We start from the raw sequence: 19,627 nt of genomic DNA on the forward strand, positions 1-19,627 counted from the left end.
CCCGGACTCGCCCTCCCCGAACTCCCAGACCTCCTCGACCTCCTCGACGTCCTCGACGTCCTCGACGTCCTCGACCGTGCATCGCGGGACCGAGGACGCCCAGCAGCGCATCGCCGCCCTGACCGCGCAGATCGAGCAGGCCCGCGCGGACTACTACGAGCGCGACGCCCCGACGATGACCGACGGGGAGTACGACGCCCTCGAGAAGGAGCTGCGCGCCCTCGAGGCGGAGCACCCCCAGCTGGCCTCCGAGGACTCGCCCACCCGCACCGTCGGCGGTGCGGCCGCGAGCGGGCTGCCCACCGTCGTGCACGCCGAGCGGATGCAGTCCCTGGACAACGTCTTCTCGGTCGAGGAGCTGCGGGAGTGGTGCGAGCACGCCGCGACCGAGCTCGGGGGCGCGCCCCGCTTCCTCACCGAGCTGAAGATCGACGGCCTCGCGATCAACCTCCGTTACGAGGATGGGGTGCTGGTCACCGCCGCGACCCGCGGCGACGGCCGCACCGGCGAGGACGTCACCGCGAACGCCCTCCGCATCGAAGGCATCCCCGAGCGACTCGAGGGCGAGGGACACCCGCCGCTGGTGGAGGTGCGGGGTGAGGTGTTCATGCCCACCGAGGCCTTCGAGCGCTTGAACGCGCTGCAGGTCGAGCTGCGCGAGCGCGCCGTCGAGGAGGCCCGCACCCGCTGGGAGTCCCGCGCCGCGAGCGGTCGACGGGAGTTCGACGAGGCCCGTGAGGAGCTCGTCGCGACCCGTCGCTTCCCCACCTTCGCGAATCCCCGCAACACGGCCGCGGGCGGCCTGCGTCAGCAGCTCGACAAGAAGGACGGCCTCGAGCGGGAGGCGGGCGAGGCCCGCCTCGCGGGACTGCGCCTGACCGTGCACGGGCTCGGCGCCTGGCCGGATCCGCCGGTGGACTCCCAGAGCGAGGTGTACGAGCTGCTCGCCTCCTGGGGCCTGCCCACGAGCGCCCACCTCGGCGTGGCCGAGACCGTCGAGCAGGTCATCGCCTACGTCGAGCACCACGGGGAGCACCGGCACGACCTCGAGCACGAGATCGACGGGATCGTGGTGAAGGTCGACGCCTTCGCCCAGCAACGGGCCCTCGGCTCCACCTCCCGCGCCCCGCGCTGGGCGATCGCGGTGAAGTTCCCGCCCGAGGAGGTCACCACCAAGCTCCTGGACATCCAGGTGCAGGTGGGGCGGACCGGGCGCGTGACTCCCTTCGGGTTGATGGAACCGGTGCTCGTGGCCGGGTCGACCGTCGAGAAGGCGACGCTGCACAACCAGTTCGACGTCGAGCGGAAGGGCGTGCTGATCGGCGACACCATCGTGCTGCGGAAGGCGGGGGACGTCATCCCGGAGATCCTCGGCCCCGTCGAGTCCCTGCGCGACGGCTCCGAGCGGCCCTTCGTCATGCCGACCGAGTGCCCCGCCTGCGGCACCGAGATCCGGCCCGAGAAGGAGGGGGACAAGGACTGGCGCTGCCCCAACCGCCGCACCTGCCCCGCCCAGGTGACCGGGCGCGTGGAGCACGCCGGCTCCCGCGGCGCCTTCGACATCGAGTCCCTAGGCGAGGAGAGCGCGATCGCGCTGACCGATCCGGACAAGCGACGCGGCGAGGCCCTGGCAGCGCTCGCCGAGGGGCACGCGGTGTACCTGCCGATCCGGGAGGTGGCAGACACCGAGCTGGACGCTTTCGTGGTCGTGAAGAACGGCCAGGTCGTCCAGGGCACCGACGGGGTGCCGCTGCTGCGGATCACGGACGTCGACGACCCGCTCCTCCCCGCCCCGCAGCGGCCCGTGATCGACACCGGTGCCGACCTCTTCGACCTCACGGCCGAGGCGCTCTCCGAGGTGTTCGTCTGGCAGCCGGAGCGCCGCGACGGCGAGCCGACCGGGGACTGGCGCATCCAGCCCGCCTTCTGGACCCGGCCCCAGTTCCGTCACTACAAGCGGGACGGGGAGTGGCGGGAGGTCAAGGCGCCCGCCGCGCTGAAGCCCACCGAGGAGCTGATCGCCGAGCTGGAGAAGGCGAAGGCACAGCCGCTGTGGCGAGTCCTGGTCGCCCTCTCGATCCGCCATGTCGGCCCCGCCGCGGCGCGTTCCCTCGCGACGGCCTACGGCACGATGGACGCGATCCGTGCGGCGAGCGTCGAGCAGCTGGCGGAGACCGACGGCGTCGGGCAGATCATCGCCGAGGCGCTCGTGGAGTGGTTCGCGGTGGACTGGCATCGGGAGATCGTCGACGGCTGGGCGGCCTCCGGGGTGCGCATGGCCGACGAGGTCGAGGAGGGCTTCGTGAAGACCCTCGAGGGCCTGACGGTCGTCGTGACCGGCGGGCTCGAGGGCTTCTCCCGCGACGGCGCGAAGGAGGCGATCATCTCCCGCGGCGGCAAGGCCTCCGGATCCGTCTCGAAGAAGACCGATTTCGTGGTGGTCGGCGAGAATGCCGGCTCGAAGGAGACCAAGGCGCGCGACCTGGGGCTGCGCATCCTCGACGAGGCCGGCTTCGTGGCGCTGCTCGAGGGTGGCCTGGACGCCGTGGCCCTGCCGGAGGAGGAAGCGGCGGGGGAGAGCGGCGAGACCGCTGAGGAGCCCGAGGAGTGACCACGTGGATGCGCGGACTCAGTGCCTTCCCGCTCACCCCGCTGCGAGACGGAGGTGTGGATGAGGCGGCGCTCGAGGGACTCCTCGACCGGCTCGTGGAGGCCTCCGTCGACTCGATCGGCGTGCTCGGCTCCACCGGCGCGTACACCTACCTGACCCGGGAGCAGCGGCGCCGTGTGGTCGAGATCGCGGTCGGTCGCAGCGGGGACCTGCCGGTGCTCGCGGGCATCGGCCACTGCGCGACGGACGAGGTGCTCGCCCTCGCCGAGGACGCCCAGCGCGCCGGAGCCGACGCCGTGCTGCTCGCCCCCGTCTCCTACCAGCGGCTCACCGACGACGAGGTGGTGGGGCTGTACGAGGACGTCGCCCGCGAGCTGTCCGTCCCCCTGGTGGTCTACGACAACCCGGCGACGACGCATGTGGAGCTGTCGCTCGAGACCTATGCCCGGGTCGCAGCGCTGCCGCAGGTCGCCGCGGTGAAGATCCCTCCCGTGCCCGCGGGTCCCGCGGCGGCCCGGGAGCGCGTCGCCGCGGTGCGGGAGGCTCTGCCGGAGCGAATGCGGATCGGCGTCTCCGGCGACGCGGTCGGGGCGACCGGACTGCTCGCCGGGTGCGACCTGTGGTTCTCCGCCCTCGCCGGCACGCTGCCGGGACCGCTGATCGCGATCACCAGGGCTGCGATCGAGGGGCGGGCCGGGGAGGCGCAGGAGCTCTCCGCCCGTCTCGACGGGCTGTGGGAGCTGTTCGTCGAGTGCGGCGGCAGCCTCCGCGTCGTGGCCGCCGTTGCGCAGCAGTTGGGCCTCGTGGGCGGGCGGGTCCTTCCCCGGCCGCTGCGCCCCATCGACGCGGCGCAGCAGGAACGGGTCGCCGAGGTGCTCGCCGCGCTCGAGGGATGAGCTGAGGTTCCGGCGCTGTCCGCGACCTCACGCCTCCTGCGCGAGCGCGAGCGGCAGCACGGGACCGGACCCGGCCCGGCGGAGCAGACGGGCGGCGATCGCCATGGTCCAGCGGGTGTCGATTCGGTCGTCGACCAGCAGGATCGGGGCGCCGTCGAGCTCCTCGAGACGAGCCTGCAGAGCGGGACCCACGTCGAAGCGGTCCCAGAGGGCGGCCACGCTGAAGGCGCTGTTGCGGGCGCCGCGGAGCGGGGCGGCGTCGGCGGCGAGATCGAGCGAGCCGAGGTCCTCGAGCTGTCCGATGGAGGCGATGCCGGAGGCGAGGGAGGTCACGAGCTGCGGCCGGGTGGTCGAGGGGACGGCGAGGACCGCCGCAGGGCGCTCCTCCCAGTCCCAGTCCTTCAGCACCTCGACGATCCGCCCGCCGATCCGCTCCGGCACGACGGCGTCGACCGGGCGGCCGTCCTCGTCGGTGCGCAGCAGCTCCCGCAGCGGCACCGCCCATCCCAGGTCCGACATGCGGGCGATGACCCGGCCCTCCGCAGCGCGCTCGCCTTCGGGGATCCGGCCCTTCGGCGCCTCCGCGCCGAGCAACCGGTCCAGGCCCGAAGGCCAGCTGGCGCGCGGTTCCACGGGGACGCCGACGCGGTCGAGCAGCGCCGCCACGCGCGCCTCTGCCGCGTCCCGGTCCGAACCCTCGGCGGGGGCGGTGCCCGTCGTGGGGTCGCCCTCAGAGCCGCCGCGAGCGGCGGTGCTGGCCGCTGCGCCGGGAGCGGGGTACCAGGCACCAGCGCACACATCGCAGCGGCCGCAGGGCACGGCGGTGGTGTCGTCGAGCTGCCGGGCGAGGAACATCATCCGGCACTGCTCCGGGCCGCCCGCGAGCTGCTCGTAGGCGAGCATCGCCTGCTGCTCGTCGCGGCGGGCCCGGGCGACGGTCTCGTAGCGCTCGGCGTCGTAGTGCCACGGTGCACCGGTCGCGATCCAGCCGCCCTTGACCGCCTGCACCGCCCCGTCGACAGCGAGCACCTTGAGCAGCAGCTCGAGGGCGCCGCGCCGCACATCGACCCGGGCCTCGAGCGCGGGGGTGCTGAGGGGCGAGCCGGACTGGCCGAGCACCCCGAGGACCTGCGCGGCGGACTCCTGCGAGGGCATCGAGGCCGTCGCGAAGTACTCCCAGATCGCCCGGTCCTCCTTGCCGGGGAGGAGGAGCACGTCCGCCCGGTCCGTGGCGCGACCGGCACGACCGACCTGCTGGTAATAGGCGACGGGGGAGCTCGGTGCCCCGAGGTGGATCACGAAGCCGAGATCCGGCTTGTCGAAGCCCATGCCCAGGGCGCTCGTCGCGGCGAGGGCCTTGACCTCGTTGCGCTTGAGCGCCTGCTCGAGCTCGGCCCGCTCCTCGGCGTCGGTGCGGCCCGTATAGGCGCGCACCCGCCGGCCGGGTCGATCCAGCAGCGCCGCGAGGTCCTCCGCCGCGGCGACGGTGAGGGTGTACAGGATCCCGGACCCCTCGAAGGCGTCGAGGTGCCGCACCAGGTAGTCGAGCCGGGCGCGATCATCTGACAGGGACAGCGAGCCGAGTCGGAGCGACTGCCGAGTGAGCGGTCCGCGCAGCGTCAGCACCCCCGAGTCGCCGTCGGCCGCGCGGGCACCGATCCCCAGCTGCTCGGCGACATCGGCCACCACGCGGGAGTTCGCGGTCGCCGTCGTGGCGAGCACCGGAACCTCCGGACCCATCTGCGCGACGAGGTCCCGCAAACGCCGGTAGTCCGGCCGGAAGTCATGCCCCCAGTCGGAGATGCAGTGCGCCTCGTCGATCACGAGCAGGCCGCAGCGGGCGATCAGCCGCGGCAGCTGCTCCTCCCGGAAACGGGGGTTGACCAGGCGCTCGGGGGAGACCAACAGCACGTCGATCTCGTCGCGGGCGAGCGAGGACTCGATGTCCTCCCACTCCACCGCGTTCGCGGAGCTGATCGCCGCCGCCCGGACACCGGCACGGGCCGCGGCGGAGACCTGGTCGCGCATCAGGGCGATCAGCGGGGAGACGATCAGGGCGGGCCCCGCCCCGCGGGCGCGCTGCAGATGCGCGGCGAGGAAGTACACGGCCGACTTCCCCCAGCCGGTGCGCTGCACGACGAGGACCCGTCGGCGGTCGTGCACCAGCGCGCGGATCGCCTCGTACTGGCCGTCGCGGAAGGCGGCGTCCTCGCGGCCGGTGAGGGCGCGCAGGGCGAGGAGCGCCTCGTCGTGCAGCGGGTCGGTCGGGGCGCCGAGCGCGGTGTCATCCATGCCCCCAGTCTCCCCGTCCGCCCCGACCGATGGGGCCCGGCGAGAGACGCTGTGGATGACGGCGCCGTGGGGAGGAGAGATCGTTCCTCCGGTTGTCCTGCGGCGATGCCGGCCGGATCGCGATCGCTGAGAAGGCTCTCATGCACTTCTCACTCGGAGCCGGGGTGCGTCTCATCACTCCCGATTACGGTGCCGGCATGTCCGCAGACGCTCTCCTCCCACCGCACGCACCGCCCGCCGCCTCGATCCCCGACGGTCCCCTCACCCGGGTCCTCGCGGGAGCCCTCGCCGCCGCACTGCTCGGCGCCGTCTCCCTGCCGATCCGCCGCTACGCCCGCCCCGAGGACGAGGTCCGGGACAGCTTCCCCTTCAGCCACTACCCGATGTTCTCCGCGACGCGGAAGTCCCACTACTGGGTCACGCACCTCCTCGGGGTGCGGCAGGACGGCACCGTCGCCCCGCTCCACTACTCCTACCTCGGCACGGGCGGGCTGAACGCCGTACGCCGCCAGGTCCGCCGCCGCGTCGCCGAGGGTGACGGCCAGGTCATCGCCGACCGGGTCGCCGCTCGCATCGCCTCCCGGGACCGAGTGCAGGACCGTGATGTCGTCCGCGTGCACGTGGTCCGCGGTCGCTACCTCGTCGCTCCCTTCATGGACGGCGCGGACCGCGACACCTTCACCTCCAAGCTCGATGTGCGCGGCAGTGCCGACGTGCCCGGCCGCGGGACGTCCTCGACGGACGTGCCAAAGACAGCAGAGGAGTCGGCATGAGTCTCCGCAGCCTGCTCCGCTCCGTCCCGGGCCCCACCGCCGAGGTCGGACGCCGCCTCGCCCCTCGCAGCGGTGCCGCCACCCCCGCCGTGCTCCGTCTCGCCGTCGGCGCGTACCACCTCTGGCACGTCGGCAGCCGTCGTCGGCTGTATCGGGGCGTGCACCGCACGGACCAGGAGAGCTTCGCCCCGGTGGGAGTCGTGCGCGTGCTGAAGCGACCTCTGCCCCCGGTGGTCGCCGACCGACTGGTGGATGCGTCCCTCGTGACCGGAGCGCTGGTCACGGCGGGCGTCGCGCATCGCGTGATCGGACCGCTGCACGCCGCGCTGCAGACCTGGAACTTCACCTACCGCAACTCGTGGTCGATGGTGTACCACCACGAGAACGCGCTCGTGCTGCACACCGTGGTGCTCGGTGTGGCCCCTGCCGCGGATGCCCTCAGCGTCGACGCGCTGGTGCGGGACGGACAGCTGCTGCCGCCGCGCAGGTCCTGGATGTACGGGGCGACGCCGATGGTGATGAACGCCGCCGTGGCCATGACCTACCTGCTCGCCGGCGTCGCGAAGCTCGTGCGCGGCGAGGGCGTGCGCTGGGCCGACGGGGAGCAGATGCGCGGTCAGGTGGCCTTCGACGCACTGCGCAAGACGATGCTGGGGGAGGAGCCGTCACCGGTCGGTCGCGCGCTGTACCCGCACGCCTGGATGTTCACCGGCATGGCGGTCATGTCCCTGGTCCTCGAACTGGGCGCACCGCTCGCGCTGGTGGACCGCCGCCTCGGGAGGGTGTTCGCCGTCGGCGCCTTCGCGATGCACTGGGGCATCAAGGTGATCATGCGGATCACGTTCCCGTACAACCTGTCCGGGGTGATGTACCTGCCGCTGCTGCTGATGCCGAGACCGGAGCGCGATCGCTGAGGCGCAACACGGTCCAAGGGGCGGTGCCGGCAGGTACGGCGCCGGCACCGCCGGGGATCAGTCCTGAGACTCGGCGTCCTGCCCGGTGCCCTCGGCACGTGCGGCGTCCGCGGCATCTGCGTCATCGGCGTCGGAGTCCTGCGCGGCGAGCCGGCGCAGGCGCTCGACGGTGGACTCGTCATCGCGCAGCGGGTCCTCCTTCGTCGCGAGGGCGCGACGCATACGGGCCTCGAGCTCCTGGGCCTCGCGGATCGCGGGATCCTCGGAGATCCCCTCCCCGTCCTCGGGGTCGTGCGAGGCGTAATCGATGTGGGGGTCGACGGACATGACGGTCTCCTCCGGCGTTGCCTGCAGGTCGTGGAGGCACGGAGTCTACCGCCGACCCCTACGATGCCCAGGTGAGCAGAGCACCCCGCCCCCTGACCGGACGCCCGCTCGTCGAGGCGCTGATCGGCGGTTGGCGACCCCTGGCACGACTCGATGTCGACGGCTTCGCGCTGCTGCGCTCCCGCGGCGTGACGCGGCGCGCCCACAGCGCCGTCGCGCACGACGCCCCCGACTCCCCGTCGGCCCTGCTCCGCGCCGTCGAGCGCATCGAGGGGCTGTGCGCCGCGGCGGGGGAGCCGGCCACCTTCCGCATCCTCGACCTCCACGGTCCGGCGCCCCTGGACGCGCTGCTCGCCGAGCGCGGGTACACCGTCGAGGGTCGAAGCGCCGTCCAGGAACTCGCTGTGGACCGCGCGCCCGCGCCGGTGCCCGCCGCGGAGATCCACGTCGGCGGACTCGACGAGGAATGGTTCGAGGCCGCCTGGCGCCTCGCACCGCGTCCGGGCGAGGAGGCGCGCCGCACCCTGCACGACATCCTCGCGGGCACCCCCGCGGTGCAGGTCCTGCTCCGTCCCGCCCCCGGGGAGGCGCCGGTGGCCGTCGGCCGGGCGGCTCTGGTGCAGACGGGTCGAGAGCGCACCGCCGTGCTGAACCAGATCGCTGTCGACCCCGCGCACCGCCGCCAGGGCCTGGGCCGGGACGTGTCGAGCACGCTCCTCGCGGTCGCCTCGGGGCAGGGCGCGGTCCGTGCCCTGCTCGAGGTCGAGGAGGACAACCCCGCCGCCCGCGCGCTCTATCGCGGCCTGGGCTCCCGTGAGGTCGGCGGCTACCACTACCGGGTGGGAGCCGCCCCGGCGGAGCACGCCTAGACTGTCGGCATGCCTTCGATCGGACGAGATGACGTCGCACGCCTCGCCGACCTCGCACGGATCCAGCTCACCGAGGAGGAGATCGCCCGCTTCGCCGGCGAGTTCGACTCCATCATGGACGCTGTCGCCTCCGTCTCCGAGGTCGCCACCGAGGACGTTCCGGCGACCAGCCACCCCATCCCGATGAACAACGTCTTCCGCGAAGACGTCGTCACCGACACCCTGAGCCAGGAGCAGGCCCTCTCCGGGGCCCCCGAGGCGCAGGACGGCCGCTTCGCCGTGCCGCAGATCCTGGGGGAGGAGTGATATGACCAGCACCGACATCCTGCGCCGCTCCGCGGCCGAGCAGGCCGCCGCGCTCGGGACCGGGGAGATCTCCTCGAGCGAGCTGACCGCCGCGCACCTGGACCGCATCGACGCCGTCGACGGCGACCTGAACGCCTTCCTGCACGTCAGCCGGGACGAGGCGCTCGCCACCGCGCGCGAGGTCGACTCCCTCCGCGCTGCGGGCGAGGAGCTGCACCCTCTCGCCGGCGTGCCCATCGCCGTGAAGGACGTGGTGGTCACCGAGGGGATCCCGACCACCGCCGCCTCCAAGATCCTCGAGGGGTGGATCCCGCCCTACGACGCGACCCTCGTCGAGAAGCTGCGCGCGGCGCGCCTGCCGATCCTCGGCAAGACCAACATGGACGAGTTCGCCATGGGCTCCTCCACGGAGTCCAGCGCCTTCGGCCCGACCCGCAACCCCTGGGACCGCGAGCGCATCCCGGGCGGTTCGGGCGGCGGCAGCGCCGCGGCCGTCGGCGCCTTCGAGGCACCCCTCGCGATCGGCACCGACACCGGCGGCTCGATCCGCCAGCCCGCATCGGTCACCGGAACCGTGGGCGTCAAGCCCACCTACGGCTCGATCTCCCGCTACGGCCTGATCGCCATGGCCAGCTCCCTGGACCAGGCCGGTCCCGTCACCCGCACCGTGGCCGATGCCGCCCTGCTGCACGAGCTGATCGCCGGGCACGACGCGCGCGACTCGACCTCCCTGCCGGATCCCGTCGGCGCCTACGCGGCCGCCGCGGGCCGCCGCGACGTCCAGGGCCTGCGCATCGGCGTCATCGCCGAGCTCGAGGGCGAGGGCTTCGCCCCGCTCGTCGGCCAGCGCTTCACCGAGTCCCTGGCCCTGCTCGAGCAGGCGGGGGCCGAGATCGTGCGGGTCTCCTGCCCGAACTTCGGCTACGCGCTCGGCGCCTACTACCTGATCATGCCGTCGGAGGCGTCCTCTAACCTCGCGAAGTTCGACGGCATGCGCTTCGGGCTGCGGGTCGTCCCCGAGGAGAGCCCCACCGCGGAGTCGGTCATGAAGGCGACCCGCGGAGCCGGCTTCGGCGACGAGGTCAAGCGCCGCATCCTGCTGGGCACCTACGCCCTCTCCGCCGGCTACTACGACGCCTACTACGGCAGTGCGCAGAAGGTCCGCACCCTGGTGCAGCAGGACTTCGCCGCGGCCTTCGAGCAGGTCGACGTCCTCGCCTCGCCGACCTCCCCGACCGTCGCCTTCCGTCTCGGCGAGAAGGTCGACGACCCGCTGGCGATGTACGCCAACGACATCGCCACCATCCCCGCCAACCTCGCCGGCGTGCCGGGGATCTCGCTGCCCAGCGGCCTCGCCGAGGACGGTCTGCCGGCCGGCATCCAGTTCCTCGCCCCCGCCCGCGGGGACGAGCGGCTGTACCAGGTGGGCGGCGCCCTCGAGGCGCTGCTCGAGGACTCCTGGGGCGGGCCGCTGCTGGCCCAGGCCCCCGATCTCACCGGAGGTGCGCTCTGATGTCCGCCAACGTCTCCGACCTCGTCGACTACGACGACGCGATCGACCGCTACGACCCGGTGCTCGGCATCGAGGTCCACGTCGAGCTCGGCACCGCCACCAAAATGTTCGACGGCGCGCCGAACATCTTCGCCGCCGAGCCGAACACCGCGATCACCCCGGTGTCCCTGGGCCTGCCCGGCTCGCTGCCCGTCGTCAACGGCAAGGCGGTCGAGTACGCGATCCGCATCGGCCTGGCCCTGAACTGCCAGATCGCCGAGACCTGCCGTTTCGCGCGCAAGCAGTACTTCTACCCGGATCTGACGAAGAACTTCCAGACCTCCCAGTACGACGAGCCGATCGCCCACGACGGCTGGGTCGACGTCGAGCTCGAGGACGGCGAGATCGTCCGGGTCGAGATCGAGCGCGCCCACATGGAGGAGGACGCCGGCAAGAACACGCACGTCGGCGGCGCCTCCGGCCGCATCCACGGGGCGACCCACTCGCAGGTGGACTACAACCGCGCCGGCGTGCCGCTGGTCGAGATCGTCACCCGGCCGATCCCGAACACCAAGGGGCGCGCCCCGGAGGTCGCGGCCGCCTACGTCCGCACCCTGCGGGACATCTTCCGGGCCCTCGACGTCTCCGAGGCGCGGATGGAGCGCGGCAACGTCCGCGCCGACATCAACGTCTCCCTGCGCGCGGACGCCGAGTCCCCGCTCGGCACCCGCACCGAGACCAAGAACGTCAACTCGTTCCGGTCGATCGAGCGGACCGTGCGCTTCGAGATCTCCCGCCAGGCGGGCATCCTCGACGACGGCGGCAGCATCGTGCAGGAGACCCGCCACTTCCACGAGGACACCGGCGAGACCTCCTCGGGTCGCCCCAAGTCCGACGCCGAGGACTACCGCTACTTCCCCGAGCCGGACCTCGTCCCCGTCGCGCCGAGCCGCGAATGGGTCGAGGAGATCCGGGCGGGCCTGCCCGAGCTGCCGGCTGCGCGGCGACGTCGCCTGCTGGGGGAGTGGGGCTTCAGCGACCTCGAGATGCGCGACGTGATCAACGCCGGCGCCCTCGACCTCATCGAGCAGACGGTCCTCGCCGGATCCTCCGCCCAGGCCGCCCGCAAGTGGTGGATGGGCGAGCTGGCCCGGACCGCCCGCGAGCAGGAGACCGAGCTGGAGGCCCTCGCGGTCACCCCCGCGCAGGTCGCCGAGCTGCAGGGCCTCGTCGATGAGAAGAAGATCAACGACAAGATCGCCAAGCAGGTGCTCGCGAAGGTCCTCGAGGGTGAGGGCGACCCCGCCGCGATCGTCGAGGCCGAGGGTCTCGCCGTGGTCTCCGACGACTCCGTGCTCACCGGCGCCGTGGATCAGGCGATCGCCGACAACCCCGACGTCGTCGCCAAGATCCAGGGCGGCAAGGTTCAGGCGATCGGGGCGCTCATCGGTCCGATCATGAAGGCGACCCGCGGCCAGGCCGACGCCGGCCGCGTCCGCGAGATCATCATGGAGAAGCTCGGCGTGAGCTGAGCCGGGCTCCGGAGGCGGCAGCCAGGAGCGCCGCATCCCGTCACGGGGTGCGGCGCTCCTGGCGTGTCCGGGGCGTCTGGCGTGTCCGGGCCGTCGGCCCGGCGCCCGGCCCACCCGGCTCTGAGGTACGCCACCTGAAAGGTCAACAGAAGGTCCGCGAGCGCCTTCGCGACCGTCGCGGACTGGTTCCCGGTGCTGCTCACCATCGCGGTGGTGCTGTTCGGCTTCTCGACCATCCTCGCGTACGCCTACTACCGCGAGCCCAGCGCGAAGTACCTCGTCGGCAGCTCGGCGCTGGTGCAGAACGGGTTCCGCATCGCCTGGGTGCTCGCCGTCGTGGTCGGCGCCGCGATCTCCCTGGACTCCGTCATCGCCTTCTCCGACGCGATCTTCTTCCTGATGTCGATCCCGAACCTGCTCGGCCACTACTTCCTCGCCCGGACCCTGCGCCTGGAGATCCTCCGTCACAAGTACCGCGTCAGCGTCGGCGCACTGACCGAGGTCGAGCCCGCGCTGCAGGTCGGCATGGGCGACCACGAGCCCACCGCGGAACAGATCGCCGCCGAGGAGCGCCGCACCCTCACCGAGGAACTGCGCCTGGCCGAGCTGCACCGCCAGCTCGCGGAGGACCGGGAATTCCCCGTCCGCGCCGATCACCACGACGACGACCTCGCCTGCCCGATGGGGGAGACGGATGACGAGGGCTGGAGCGGCGAGCCGGAACCGGAGAGCGGGAACCGCACTCCTGCGCCCGCCGGCACCTGAGTCCGACGGGACGAGGCGAGGTTCGCGGTCATGCTGTCCACGTCCGGATGCTGATATCCCCATCTCGCATCTCGGAGAGTAGACTCGCCCCATGCCTCAGCTCCGTTCCCGCACCTCGACCCACGGCCGCAACATGGCCGGCGCCCGCGCCCTTTGGCGCGCCACCGGTATGACGAGCGGCGACTTCGGCAAGCCGATCATCGCGATCGCGAACTCGTACACCCAGTTCGTGCCCGGCCACGTCCACCTCAAGAACCTGGGCGATCTCGTCGCGAGCTCGATCGCGGAGGCCGGCGGCATCTCCAAGGAGTTCAACACCATCGCGGTCGACGACGGCATCGCGATGGGCCACGGCGGCATGCTCTACTCGCTGCCGAGCCGCGACGTCATCGCCGACTCGATCGAGTACATGGTCAACGCGCACACCGCGGACGCCCTGGTGTGCATCTCGAACTGCGACAAGATCACGCCCGGGCACCTCATGGCCGCGATGCGCCTGAACATCCCGGTCATCTTCGTCTCCGGTGGGCCGTCCGAGTCCGGCAAGCCCGTCGAGGGCGTCACCGAACACCGCCTGGACCTGGTCGACGCCATGTCGCTGTCGGCGGACGACTCGATCACCGATGCGCAGCTCGCCGAGGTCGAAGAGAACGCCTGCCCGACCTGCGGTTCGTGCTCGGGCATGTTCACCGCGAACTCCATGAACTGCCTGACCGAGGTGCTCGGGCTCTCCCTCCCCGGCAACGGCACCACGCTCGCCACCCACGCCTTCCGCAAGGAGCTCTTCCTCGAGGCGGGACGGAAGATCGTCGAGCTCACCAAGCGCTACTACGAGGAGGACGACGAGTCGGTCCTGCCCCGCTCGATCGCCACCAAGGCCGCGTTCTCCAATGCCATGGCGATGGACGTGGCGATGGGCGGATCCACCAACACGATCCTGCACATCCTCGCCGTCGCGATCGAGGGCGGGGTCGACTTCGGCCTCGACGACATCGACCGCATCTCCCGGTCCGTGCCGACCCTGTCCAAGGTCGCGCCCAACGGCACTGCGCACGTCGAGGACGTCCACCGCGCCGGAGGCATCCCCGCGATCCTCGGCGAGCTCGACCGGGCCGGGCTGCTGGACCACGCCGTCCACACCGTCCACTCCCCGGATCTGCAGAGCTGGCTCGACGAGTGGGACGTGCGCGGCGGGAAGGCCTCGAAGAAGGCCGAGGCGCTGTTCCACGCCGCTCCGGGCGGGGTGCGCACCACCCAGGCGTTCTCCACCACGAACACCTGGGACGAGCTCGACCTCGACGCCGAGAACGGCGTGGTCCGCTCCGTCCCGCACGCGTACACGAAGGACGGCGGCCTCGCGGTGCTCAAGGGCAACCTCGCCCGCGAGGGTGCCGTGTTCAAGACCGCGGGCGTCACCGAGGACCTCTTCCACTTCGAGGGCACAGCCGTGGTCTGCGACTCCCAGGAGGAGGCGGTCCAGAAGATCCTGGACAAGACCGTGAAGGCCGGCGACGTGGTGGTCATCCGCTACGAGGGCCCGCAGGGCGGTCCCGGCATGCAGGAGATGCTCTACCCCACCTCCTTCCTCAAGGGGCGGGGCCTCGGCAAGACCTGCGCGCTGATCACCGACGGCCGCTTCTCCGGCGGCACCAGCGGCGTCTCCATCGGCCACATCTCCCCGGAGGCGGCCGAAGGTGGTCTGATCGGGCTCATCGAGGACGGCGACAAGATCATCATCGACGTCGACAAGCGCCTGCTCGAGCTCGACGTGCCAGGCGAGGAGATCGCCCGCCGTCGCGAGAGGAAGGGCCCGTTGCCGTGGCGTCCCGAGCACCGCGAGCGCCAGGTGTCGCAGGCGCTCAAGGTCTACGCGCACCTGGTCCGCTCGGCGACCTACGGCGCGACCCGCCGCCCGCTGGACTGAGCACGGGGCGCGAGGCGCGAATCCAGCGGTCGCTTTCGGACGCGATGACGGCGGGGGACCCGCGAGGCCCGGAGGGGGCTCGTAGGTCCCCCGCCGTCACGTCAGGGTGGGTGCGCCGCCGGTTCAGGCCCCCAGTGCGGCCTCGTAGCGCTCGAGTGCGATCTCGGCGACGAGCTCGTGGTCACCGAGGGGGGCGGCGACCGCATCGGCCCCGGCACCCGACACCAGGTCGTGGAAGTGCCCGGGGGCGAGCACATAGCTCGCGACGACCACCCGCGCACCGTCGGCCAGCCCCGTGCGCGCCGCGGCGACGGCCTCCGTGACCGACGGTGTCGCCGCATAGGCGAAGCCGACGGTGACCTCCCGCCCGAGTCGCGCGGCGAGCTGCCGCGCCATCTCCTCGACCTGGGCGACGCCCTCCGGATCGCGGGTGCCCGATCCCGCCATGACCACGGCGTCGCCGTCCCGCAGCCCTGCGTCGTCGAGGCGCTGCGCCATCACCTCGGCCAGGCGCGGATCGGGGCCGAGCGGTCCGGCGGCCGTCGCGGCACGGCCCGCGACCGCCCCGCCGATGTCGTCCTTGACGTGATAGCCGACCGAGAGGAGCAGCGGCACGACCACCGCCTGCACCGCATCCGCCTCGCGGGTGCGCATCTCGGCGAGCTCCGCATGAGCGGCGACCACGGCCGCGACATCCGGGGCCTGGACGTCCACGAAAGCCTCGCGCACGGGACCCGGCGCCTGCGCGGCGATCCGGGTCAGCAGGGCGCGCAGCACGTCGCGGCCCTCCCGTGAGCGGGTGCCGTGGGAGCAGCCGATCAGCACCGGCGCCGTGCCGGGCGGGACCGGTGCCGGGACACCGTCGGCCGGGTGCAGTTCCCCGACCTCGGTGCCGTCCGCGAGCGACTCCCGGCCCGCGCCGTGCGCCGGGGCGGCCGCCGCGGCAGTTCCGTCGTGCGGGTGCAGGAAGCCCGGGGCGGCGGTGCGCCCCACCACGATCACCGCCGGATGTCCGATGCCGGCCTCGGCGACCACCCGCTCGATGTCGGCGAGGGTGCCGCGCACCTCGCGCTGTCCCGGGAGGGTCGCCTCCTGCACCACCGCGACCGGGGTCTCGGGGTCGATGCCGTTCAGCCGGGCCTGGGCGACCAGTCGCGGCAGCCAGCCGACGCCCATCATCAGCACCGTGGTGGTGCCGGGGTCGGCGAGGGCCGCGAGGTCCGCGGGGCCCAGGTCGCCGTGGGCATTGACGATGTGCACCGCGACGGCGGTGCCGCGCTGGGTGACCGGCACATCTCCCGCCGCGGGTCCTGCGAGCGCCGAGGTCACCCCGGGCACCACCTGCACGGGGACGCCGGCGGCACGGCAGGCGAGGACCTCTTCGCCGCCGCGTCCGAGCACGAAGGGGTCCCCGCCCTTGAGACGCACCACGCGATGCCCGGCCTGCGCGGTCCGCACCAGAAGTGCCCCGATCTCCTCCTGCGGCAGCGCATGCGCCCCGGGGCGCTTGCCGACATCGATCACCTCGACCCCGTCCGCGAGCTCGCCGAGCAGCGAGCGGGGGCCGAGCCGGTCGGCCACGACCACGTCGGCCTGGCGCAGCAGCCCCAGTCCGCGCACCGTGATCAGGTCCCAGGCGCCGGGGCCGCCGCCCACGAGGGCGACGGTGCCGGGTTCGAGAAGGGCCTCGACCAGGCCGTTCGCGGACGGCCCGGTCTCGGACGGCCCGAGCTCGGGCAGCCCGCTCACGCCTCGCCGTCCTGCGGCCCGGTTCCCGGGCGCGGGGCGGTGGATACGTGGACCTGGCCGCCTCGGATCTCGACGTCGAAGACCGCAATCGGGTGTGCGGCGCCGCCACCGGCGTCGATCACGGCGCCCGTGTCGAGGTCCCAGGTCTGCTTGTACATGGGGGAGGAGAGGGTGGGGACCAGCCTCTCCTCCGACTCGCCCTCGACCGTGAGCCGGTGGGTCCCGACGAGGCCGCGGGAGAGGATGTGCGTGCCCGAGTAGGGGTCGAGCTGCTGGACGGCATGGACGCTGCCGTCATCCAGCAGGAACACCCCGATCTGGGTGCCATCGGGCAGGAGCGCTGCCGCGCCCCGCTCGGGGGTCAGGGCCTCGAGCGCGCAGATCGGCACGAGAGCGCCGGTGGGGGCGGTCATCACTGGTCCTCCTGGGAGATGTGTGCGGCGCCGGCGAGGGCGTGCTCCTTCGCCGCGAGCGGCGTCGGGAAGGTGGTGGCCGGGTCGTCCTCCGGTCGGGCCGGGCGGATCTGCTCGCGCTCGACCACGTAGCGCAGGCTCGGATCGTGCTGGTCGGGGGCGTTGAGGAAGGACACGAACTTCGCGCGGCGCTCGGGATCCTGCACCGCCTCCGCCCACTCGTCGACGTAGGAGTCGGCATGGCGCTGCATGGCGGCCTCGAGCTCCTCGCCGATGCCGAGGGAATCCTCGACCACCACGCGCCGCAGTTCCGCGATCCCGCCCGGGTACTCCTCGACCCAGCGCGCGGTGCGCTGGAGCTTGTCCGCCTGGCGGATGTACAGGATCAGGAAGCGGTCGATGCAGCGCTGCAGCGTGTCGTCGTCGAGGTCCTCGACGAGCAGCTGGGCATGGGCGGGCTGGGCGCCGCCGTTCCCGCCGACGTACAGGTTCCAGCCGCGATGGGTCGCGATCACTCCGACGTCCTTGGCCTGGGCCTCCGCGCACTCGCGGGCACAACCGGAGACGCCGATCTTCAGCTTGTGCGGGGAGCGCAGGCCGCGGTAGCGGGCCTCGAGACGGGCCGCCATCGCCGTCGAGTCGCCCACGCCGAAGCGGCACCAGTTCGTGCCCAGGCACGACTTCACCATCCGGAGGGACTTGCCGTAGGCGTGACCGGACTGGAACCCGGCCGCGACCAGCCGCTCCCAGATCTCCGGGAGCTGCTCGAGACGGGCCCCGAACATGCCGATGCGCTGGGCGCCGTTGACCTTCACGTACAGGCCGTAGTCCTTCGCGACCTGCGCGAAGGCGAGCAGCTTCTCGGGGGTGACCTCGCCGGCGGGCATGGCGGGGATCACCGAGTAGGTGCCGTCCTTCTGGATGTTCGCCATGACGTGGTCGTTGGTGTCCTGCAGCGAACCCAGCTGACGTCCCACCGGGTTGTGGCGGCGGCCGCTGAGCGCCCCGAGCGAGGAGAGGATCGAGGCGACCGTCGGGCGGCACACCGCGCAGCCGCGCCCCGCGCCGGAGCCGTGCGCGGCGACCACCTCGGTGAAGGTCTCCTGCCCGCCCTCCTCGACGAGCTGGTACAGCTCGGCGCGGGAGTGGTCGAAGTGCTCGCACAGGGCGCGGGACACCTCGACGCCGCTCTTGGCCAGCTCCTGGTTCAGGATCTTCGTGAGGGTGGGGACGCAGGAGCCGCACACGGTGCCGGCGGTGGTGCACTCTTTGATCGCGCCGACGGTGTGGCAACCCTGCTCGTTCACCGCATGACGCACGGCGCCGGCGGCGATGTTGTTGCACGAGCAGACCACCGCATCGTCCGGCAGCTCGGCGCCCGCGAGCGCGTCGCCGCCGCCCTCGGGGGCGATCACGGCCGACGGGTCCGCTCCGAGGGGACGCCCGGTCAGCGGCCGCAGCTGCGAGTAGAGGGAGATGTCGCCGACGAAGACCCCGCCGAGCAGGGTCGTCGCGTCGTCGGAGAGCACCAGCTTGCGGTACTGACGGTGGACCGGGTCGACGAAGGAGACCTCGAGCGCGTCCGGGGTGGTGGCGTTGACGTCGCCGAAGGCAGCGGCGTCCACGCCCACGCCCTTGAGCTTCGTGCCGTCCTCGGCCCGGGTGTGCGTGCGGGTCCCGCCGAGGAAGCGGTCCACGACCACGTCGGCCATGTCATTGCCGGGGGCGATCAGGCCCGCGCACACCCCGTCGAAGGACGCGCACTCGCCGATCGCCCAGATGTCCGGGTCGGAGGTCTGGCAGCTCTCGCCGACGACCACGCCCCCGCGCTCGCCGATCGCGAGCCCGGCCTCGCGGCCGATGCGGTCCCGGGGACGGATGCCGGTGGAGAAGACCACGACGTCCGCGGGCAATTCGCCGCCGTCGGTGAGCTCCGCGGTGCCCATCGCTCCGTCCGGGGCAGGACGGAAGGCGGTGGCGCCCACACCGGTGCGCACCTCGATGCCCTTGTCCTGGATGAGCAGGCGCAGCATCTCGCCGCCGCCGTCGTCGAGCTGGACGGCCATCAGCCGGTCGGCGAACTCGACCACGGTCGAGTGCGCGCCGAGTCCCTGCAGCGCGGCCGCGGCCTCGAGGCCGAGCACGCCGCCGCCGACGACGACGCCGCGCACCTGCCGGCCCAGGGCCTCGCCGCGCTCGGCGACCCAGGCGGCGAGGTTCTCGACGTCCTCGACCGTGCGATAGCTGAAGGAGCCCGGCAGGTCCTTGCCCTCGGCGCGGGGCGCCCAGGCCCAGGAGCCGGTGGCGAGCACGAGCCGGTCGTAGTCGTGGACGGTGCCGGAGGCGCAGGTGACGGTGTGCGCGGAGCGGTCCACGGCCTCCGCGGCGTCTCCTGTGACCAGGGTGATGCGCGGGTCCTCCCATACCCCGGTGTCGAGGGAGAGGAGGTCCTCGCGGCGGTGGTCGAACCAGTCCGAGAGGTGCACGCGGTCGTAGGGGCGCTGCGGCTCCTCGCCGATCACTGTGAGGGTCCAGTCGCCGTCGGGATCCGCCGCGCGCAGGCGCGCCGCGAAGCGGTGCCCGGTCATGCCGCCGCCGACGACGACGAGCCGCTCCCCGGCCAGCGGGTGCTGCTCCGGGGCGGGGGCGAGGGGGGAGTGTCCAGGGGTGCTCATGGTCGGCTCACGTGCCTCTCTCCGAAGGGGGTCGACAGGAGCAACGGTAGGCGCGGTGCGAGTCCCTGCGCAGGGACTTCCGTCAGCTG

General features: G+C 72.6%; 13 protein-coding genes and 3 pseudogenes. 11 read left to right on the forward strand and 5 right to left on the reverse strand.

Going from position 1 to position 19,627, the window contains the following annotated elements:
• Positions 1–76 precede the first annotated feature (76 nt).
• From ACZCAH_RS01230 to ACZCAH_RS01240, 3 genes and pseudogenes are all read left to right on the forward strand, one after another.
• Positions 77–2,095 (forward strand): annotated as a pseudogene (locus ACZCAH_RS01230) (NAD-dependent DNA ligase LigA); the annotation flags it as partial.
• Positions 2,069–2,611, forward strand: a pseudogene (locus ACZCAH_RS01235) (helix-hairpin-helix domain-containing protein); the annotation flags it as partial. The pseudogenes ACZCAH_RS01230 and ACZCAH_RS01235, both read left to right, overlap by 27 nt.
• An 8-nt stretch (positions 2,612–2,619) precedes the next feature.
• Positions 2,620–3,507, forward strand: a complete 888-nt coding sequence (locus tag ACZCAH_RS01240; RefSeq protein WP_464339345.1) for a dihydrodipicolinate synthase family protein — start codon at positions 2,620–2,622, stop codon at positions 3,505–3,507.
• Positions 3,508–3,534: 27 nt separating this feature from the next.
• Here the strand turns inward: ACZCAH_RS01240 and ACZCAH_RS01245 are convergent, their stop codons facing one another.
• A complete protein-coding gene (locus ACZCAH_RS01245) occupies positions 3,535–5,799 on the reverse strand; it encodes a RecQ family ATP-dependent DNA helicase (protein ID WP_464339346.1) in 2,265 nt (754 codons plus the stop codon).
• Positions 5,800–5,996: 197 nt separating this feature from the next.
• Here ACZCAH_RS01245 and ACZCAH_RS01250 point away from each other — a divergent pair, with 197 nt between their 5' ends.
• A complete protein-coding gene (locus ACZCAH_RS01250) occupies positions 5,997–6,572 on the forward strand; it encodes a hypothetical protein (RefSeq protein ID WP_464339347.1) in 576 nt (191 codons plus the stop codon).
• Entirely contained in the window at positions 6,569–7,486 is a 918-nt protein-coding gene (locus ACZCAH_RS01255) for a hypothetical protein (RefSeq protein WP_464339348.1), read from the forward strand. Before ACZCAH_RS01250 ends, ACZCAH_RS01255 begins: the two co-directional genes overlap by 4 nt.
• A gap of 57 nt (positions 7,487–7,543) precedes the next feature.
• Here ACZCAH_RS01255 and ACZCAH_RS01260 read toward each other — a convergent pair whose 3' ends face one another.
• Positions 7,544–7,813 (reverse strand): hypothetical protein, encoded by a 270-nt coding sequence (locus ACZCAH_RS01260; protein ID WP_464339349.1) that lies wholly within the window; start codon positions 7,811–7,813, stop codon positions 7,544–7,546.
• 71 nt (positions 7,814–7,884) lie between these two features.
• Here ACZCAH_RS01260 and ACZCAH_RS01265 point away from each other — a divergent pair, with 71 nt between their 5' ends.
• From ACZCAH_RS01265 to ilvD, 6 genes and pseudogenes are all read left to right on the forward strand, one after another.
• Positions 7,885–8,682 (forward strand): GNAT family N-acetyltransferase, encoded by a 798-nt coding sequence (locus tag ACZCAH_RS01265; protein WP_464339350.1) that lies wholly within the window; start codon positions 7,885–7,887, stop codon positions 8,680–8,682.
• Between the two features lie 9 nt (positions 8,683–8,691).
• A complete protein-coding gene (gene gatC, locus ACZCAH_RS01270) occupies positions 8,692–8,988 on the forward strand; it encodes an Asp-tRNA(Asn)/Glu-tRNA(Gln) amidotransferase subunit GatC (protein ID WP_464339351.1) in 297 nt (98 codons plus the stop codon).
• A gap of 1 nt (position 8,989) precedes the next feature.
• Positions 8,990–10,501, forward strand: a complete 1,512-nt coding sequence (gatA, locus tag ACZCAH_RS01275) for an Asp-tRNA(Asn)/Glu-tRNA(Gln) amidotransferase subunit GatA (RefSeq protein ID WP_464339352.1) — start codon at positions 8,990–8,992, stop codon at positions 10,499–10,501.
• Positions 10,501–12,012: an Asp-tRNA(Asn)/Glu-tRNA(Gln) amidotransferase subunit GatB gene (gene gatB / locus ACZCAH_RS01280; RefSeq protein WP_464339353.1), complete on the forward strand. Its 1,512-nt coding sequence runs from the start codon at positions 10,501–10,503 to the stop codon at positions 12,010–12,012. Before gatA ends, gatB begins: the two co-directional genes overlap by 1 nt.
• A gap of 174 nt (positions 12,013–12,186) precedes the next feature.
• Positions 12,187–12,777 (forward strand): annotated as a pseudogene (locus ACZCAH_RS01285) (alanine:cation symporter family protein); the annotation flags it as partial.
• 91 nt (positions 12,778–12,868) lie between these two features.
• Positions 12,869–14,701, forward strand: coding sequence for a dihydroxy-acid dehydratase (ilvD, locus tag ACZCAH_RS01290; RefSeq protein WP_464339354.1), 1,833 nt, complete (start codon positions 12,869–12,871; stop codon positions 14,699–14,701).
• A 123-nt stretch (positions 14,702–14,824) separates the two neighbouring features.
• Here the strand turns inward: ilvD and cobA are convergent, their stop codons facing one another.
• The 3 genes from cobA to nirB are packed head-to-tail and all read right to left on the reverse strand — an operon-like array spanning position 14,825 to position 19,538.
• Complete coding sequence (gene cobA / locus ACZCAH_RS01295) at positions 14,825–16,450, reverse strand: uroporphyrinogen-III C-methyltransferase (protein ID WP_464339355.1); 1,626 nt, start codon at positions 16,448–16,450, stop codon at positions 14,825–14,827.
• Complete coding sequence (locus tag ACZCAH_RS01300; RefSeq protein ID WP_464339356.1) at positions 16,447–16,863, reverse strand: nitrite reductase (NAD(P)H) small subunit; 417 nt, start codon at positions 16,861–16,863, stop codon at positions 16,447–16,449. Before ACZCAH_RS01300 ends, cobA begins: the two co-directional genes overlap by 4 nt.
• The gene (gene nirB, locus ACZCAH_RS01305; protein ID WP_464339357.1) at positions 16,863–19,538 is read right to left on the reverse strand and encodes a nitrite reductase large subunit NirB; all 2,676 of its coding nucleotides are present in this window, start codon (positions 19,536–19,538) and stop codon (positions 16,863–16,865) included. Before nirB ends, ACZCAH_RS01300 begins: the two co-directional genes overlap by 1 nt.
• Positions 19,539–19,627 lie beyond the last annotated feature (89 nt).

The organism is Brachybacterium sp. B718/18 (genome assembly GCF_055454375.1).

Bases quoted from the DNA above. Each gene is read 5' to 3' on its own strand.
- ACZCAH_RS01300 (WP_464339356.1), bottom strand. From the start codon at position 16,863: ATGACCGCCCCCACCGGCGCTCTCGTGCCGATCTGCGCGCTCGAGGCC.
- ACZCAH_RS01240 (WP_464339345.1), top strand. From the start codon at position 2,620: ATGCGCGGACTCAGTGCCTTCCCGCTCACCCCGCTGCGAGACGGAGGT.
- ACZCAH_RS01245 (WP_464339346.1), bottom strand. From the start codon at position 5,799: ATGGATGACACCGCGCTCGGCGCCCCGACCGACCCGCTGCACGACGAG.
- gatA (WP_464339352.1), top strand. From the start codon at position 8,990: ATGACCAGCACCGACATCCTGCGCCGCTCCGCGGCCGAGCAGGCCGCC.
- ACZCAH_RS01250 (WP_464339347.1), top strand. From the start codon at position 5,997: ATGTCCGCAGACGCTCTCCTCCCACCGCACGCACCGCCCGCCGCCTCG.
- nirB (WP_464339357.1), bottom strand. From the start codon at position 19,538: ATGAGCACCCCTGGACACTCCCCCCTCGCCCCCGCCCCGGAGCAGCAC.
- gatB (WP_464339353.1), top strand. From the start codon at position 10,501: ATGTCCGCCAACGTCTCCGACCTCGTCGACTACGACGACGCGATCGAC.
- ACZCAH_RS01255 (WP_464339348.1), top strand. From the start codon at position 6,569: ATGAGTCTCCGCAGCCTGCTCCGCTCCGTCCCGGGCCCCACCGCCGAG.
- gatC (WP_464339351.1), top strand. From the start codon at position 8,692: ATGCCTTCGATCGGACGAGATGACGTCGCACGCCTCGCCGACCTCGCA.
- ilvD (WP_464339354.1), top strand. From the start codon at position 12,869: ATGCCTCAGCTCCGTTCCCGCACCTCGACCCACGGCCGCAACATGGCC.
- ACZCAH_RS01260 (WP_464339349.1), bottom strand. From the start codon at position 7,813: ATGTCCGTCGACCCCCACATCGATTACGCCTCGCACGACCCCGAGGAC.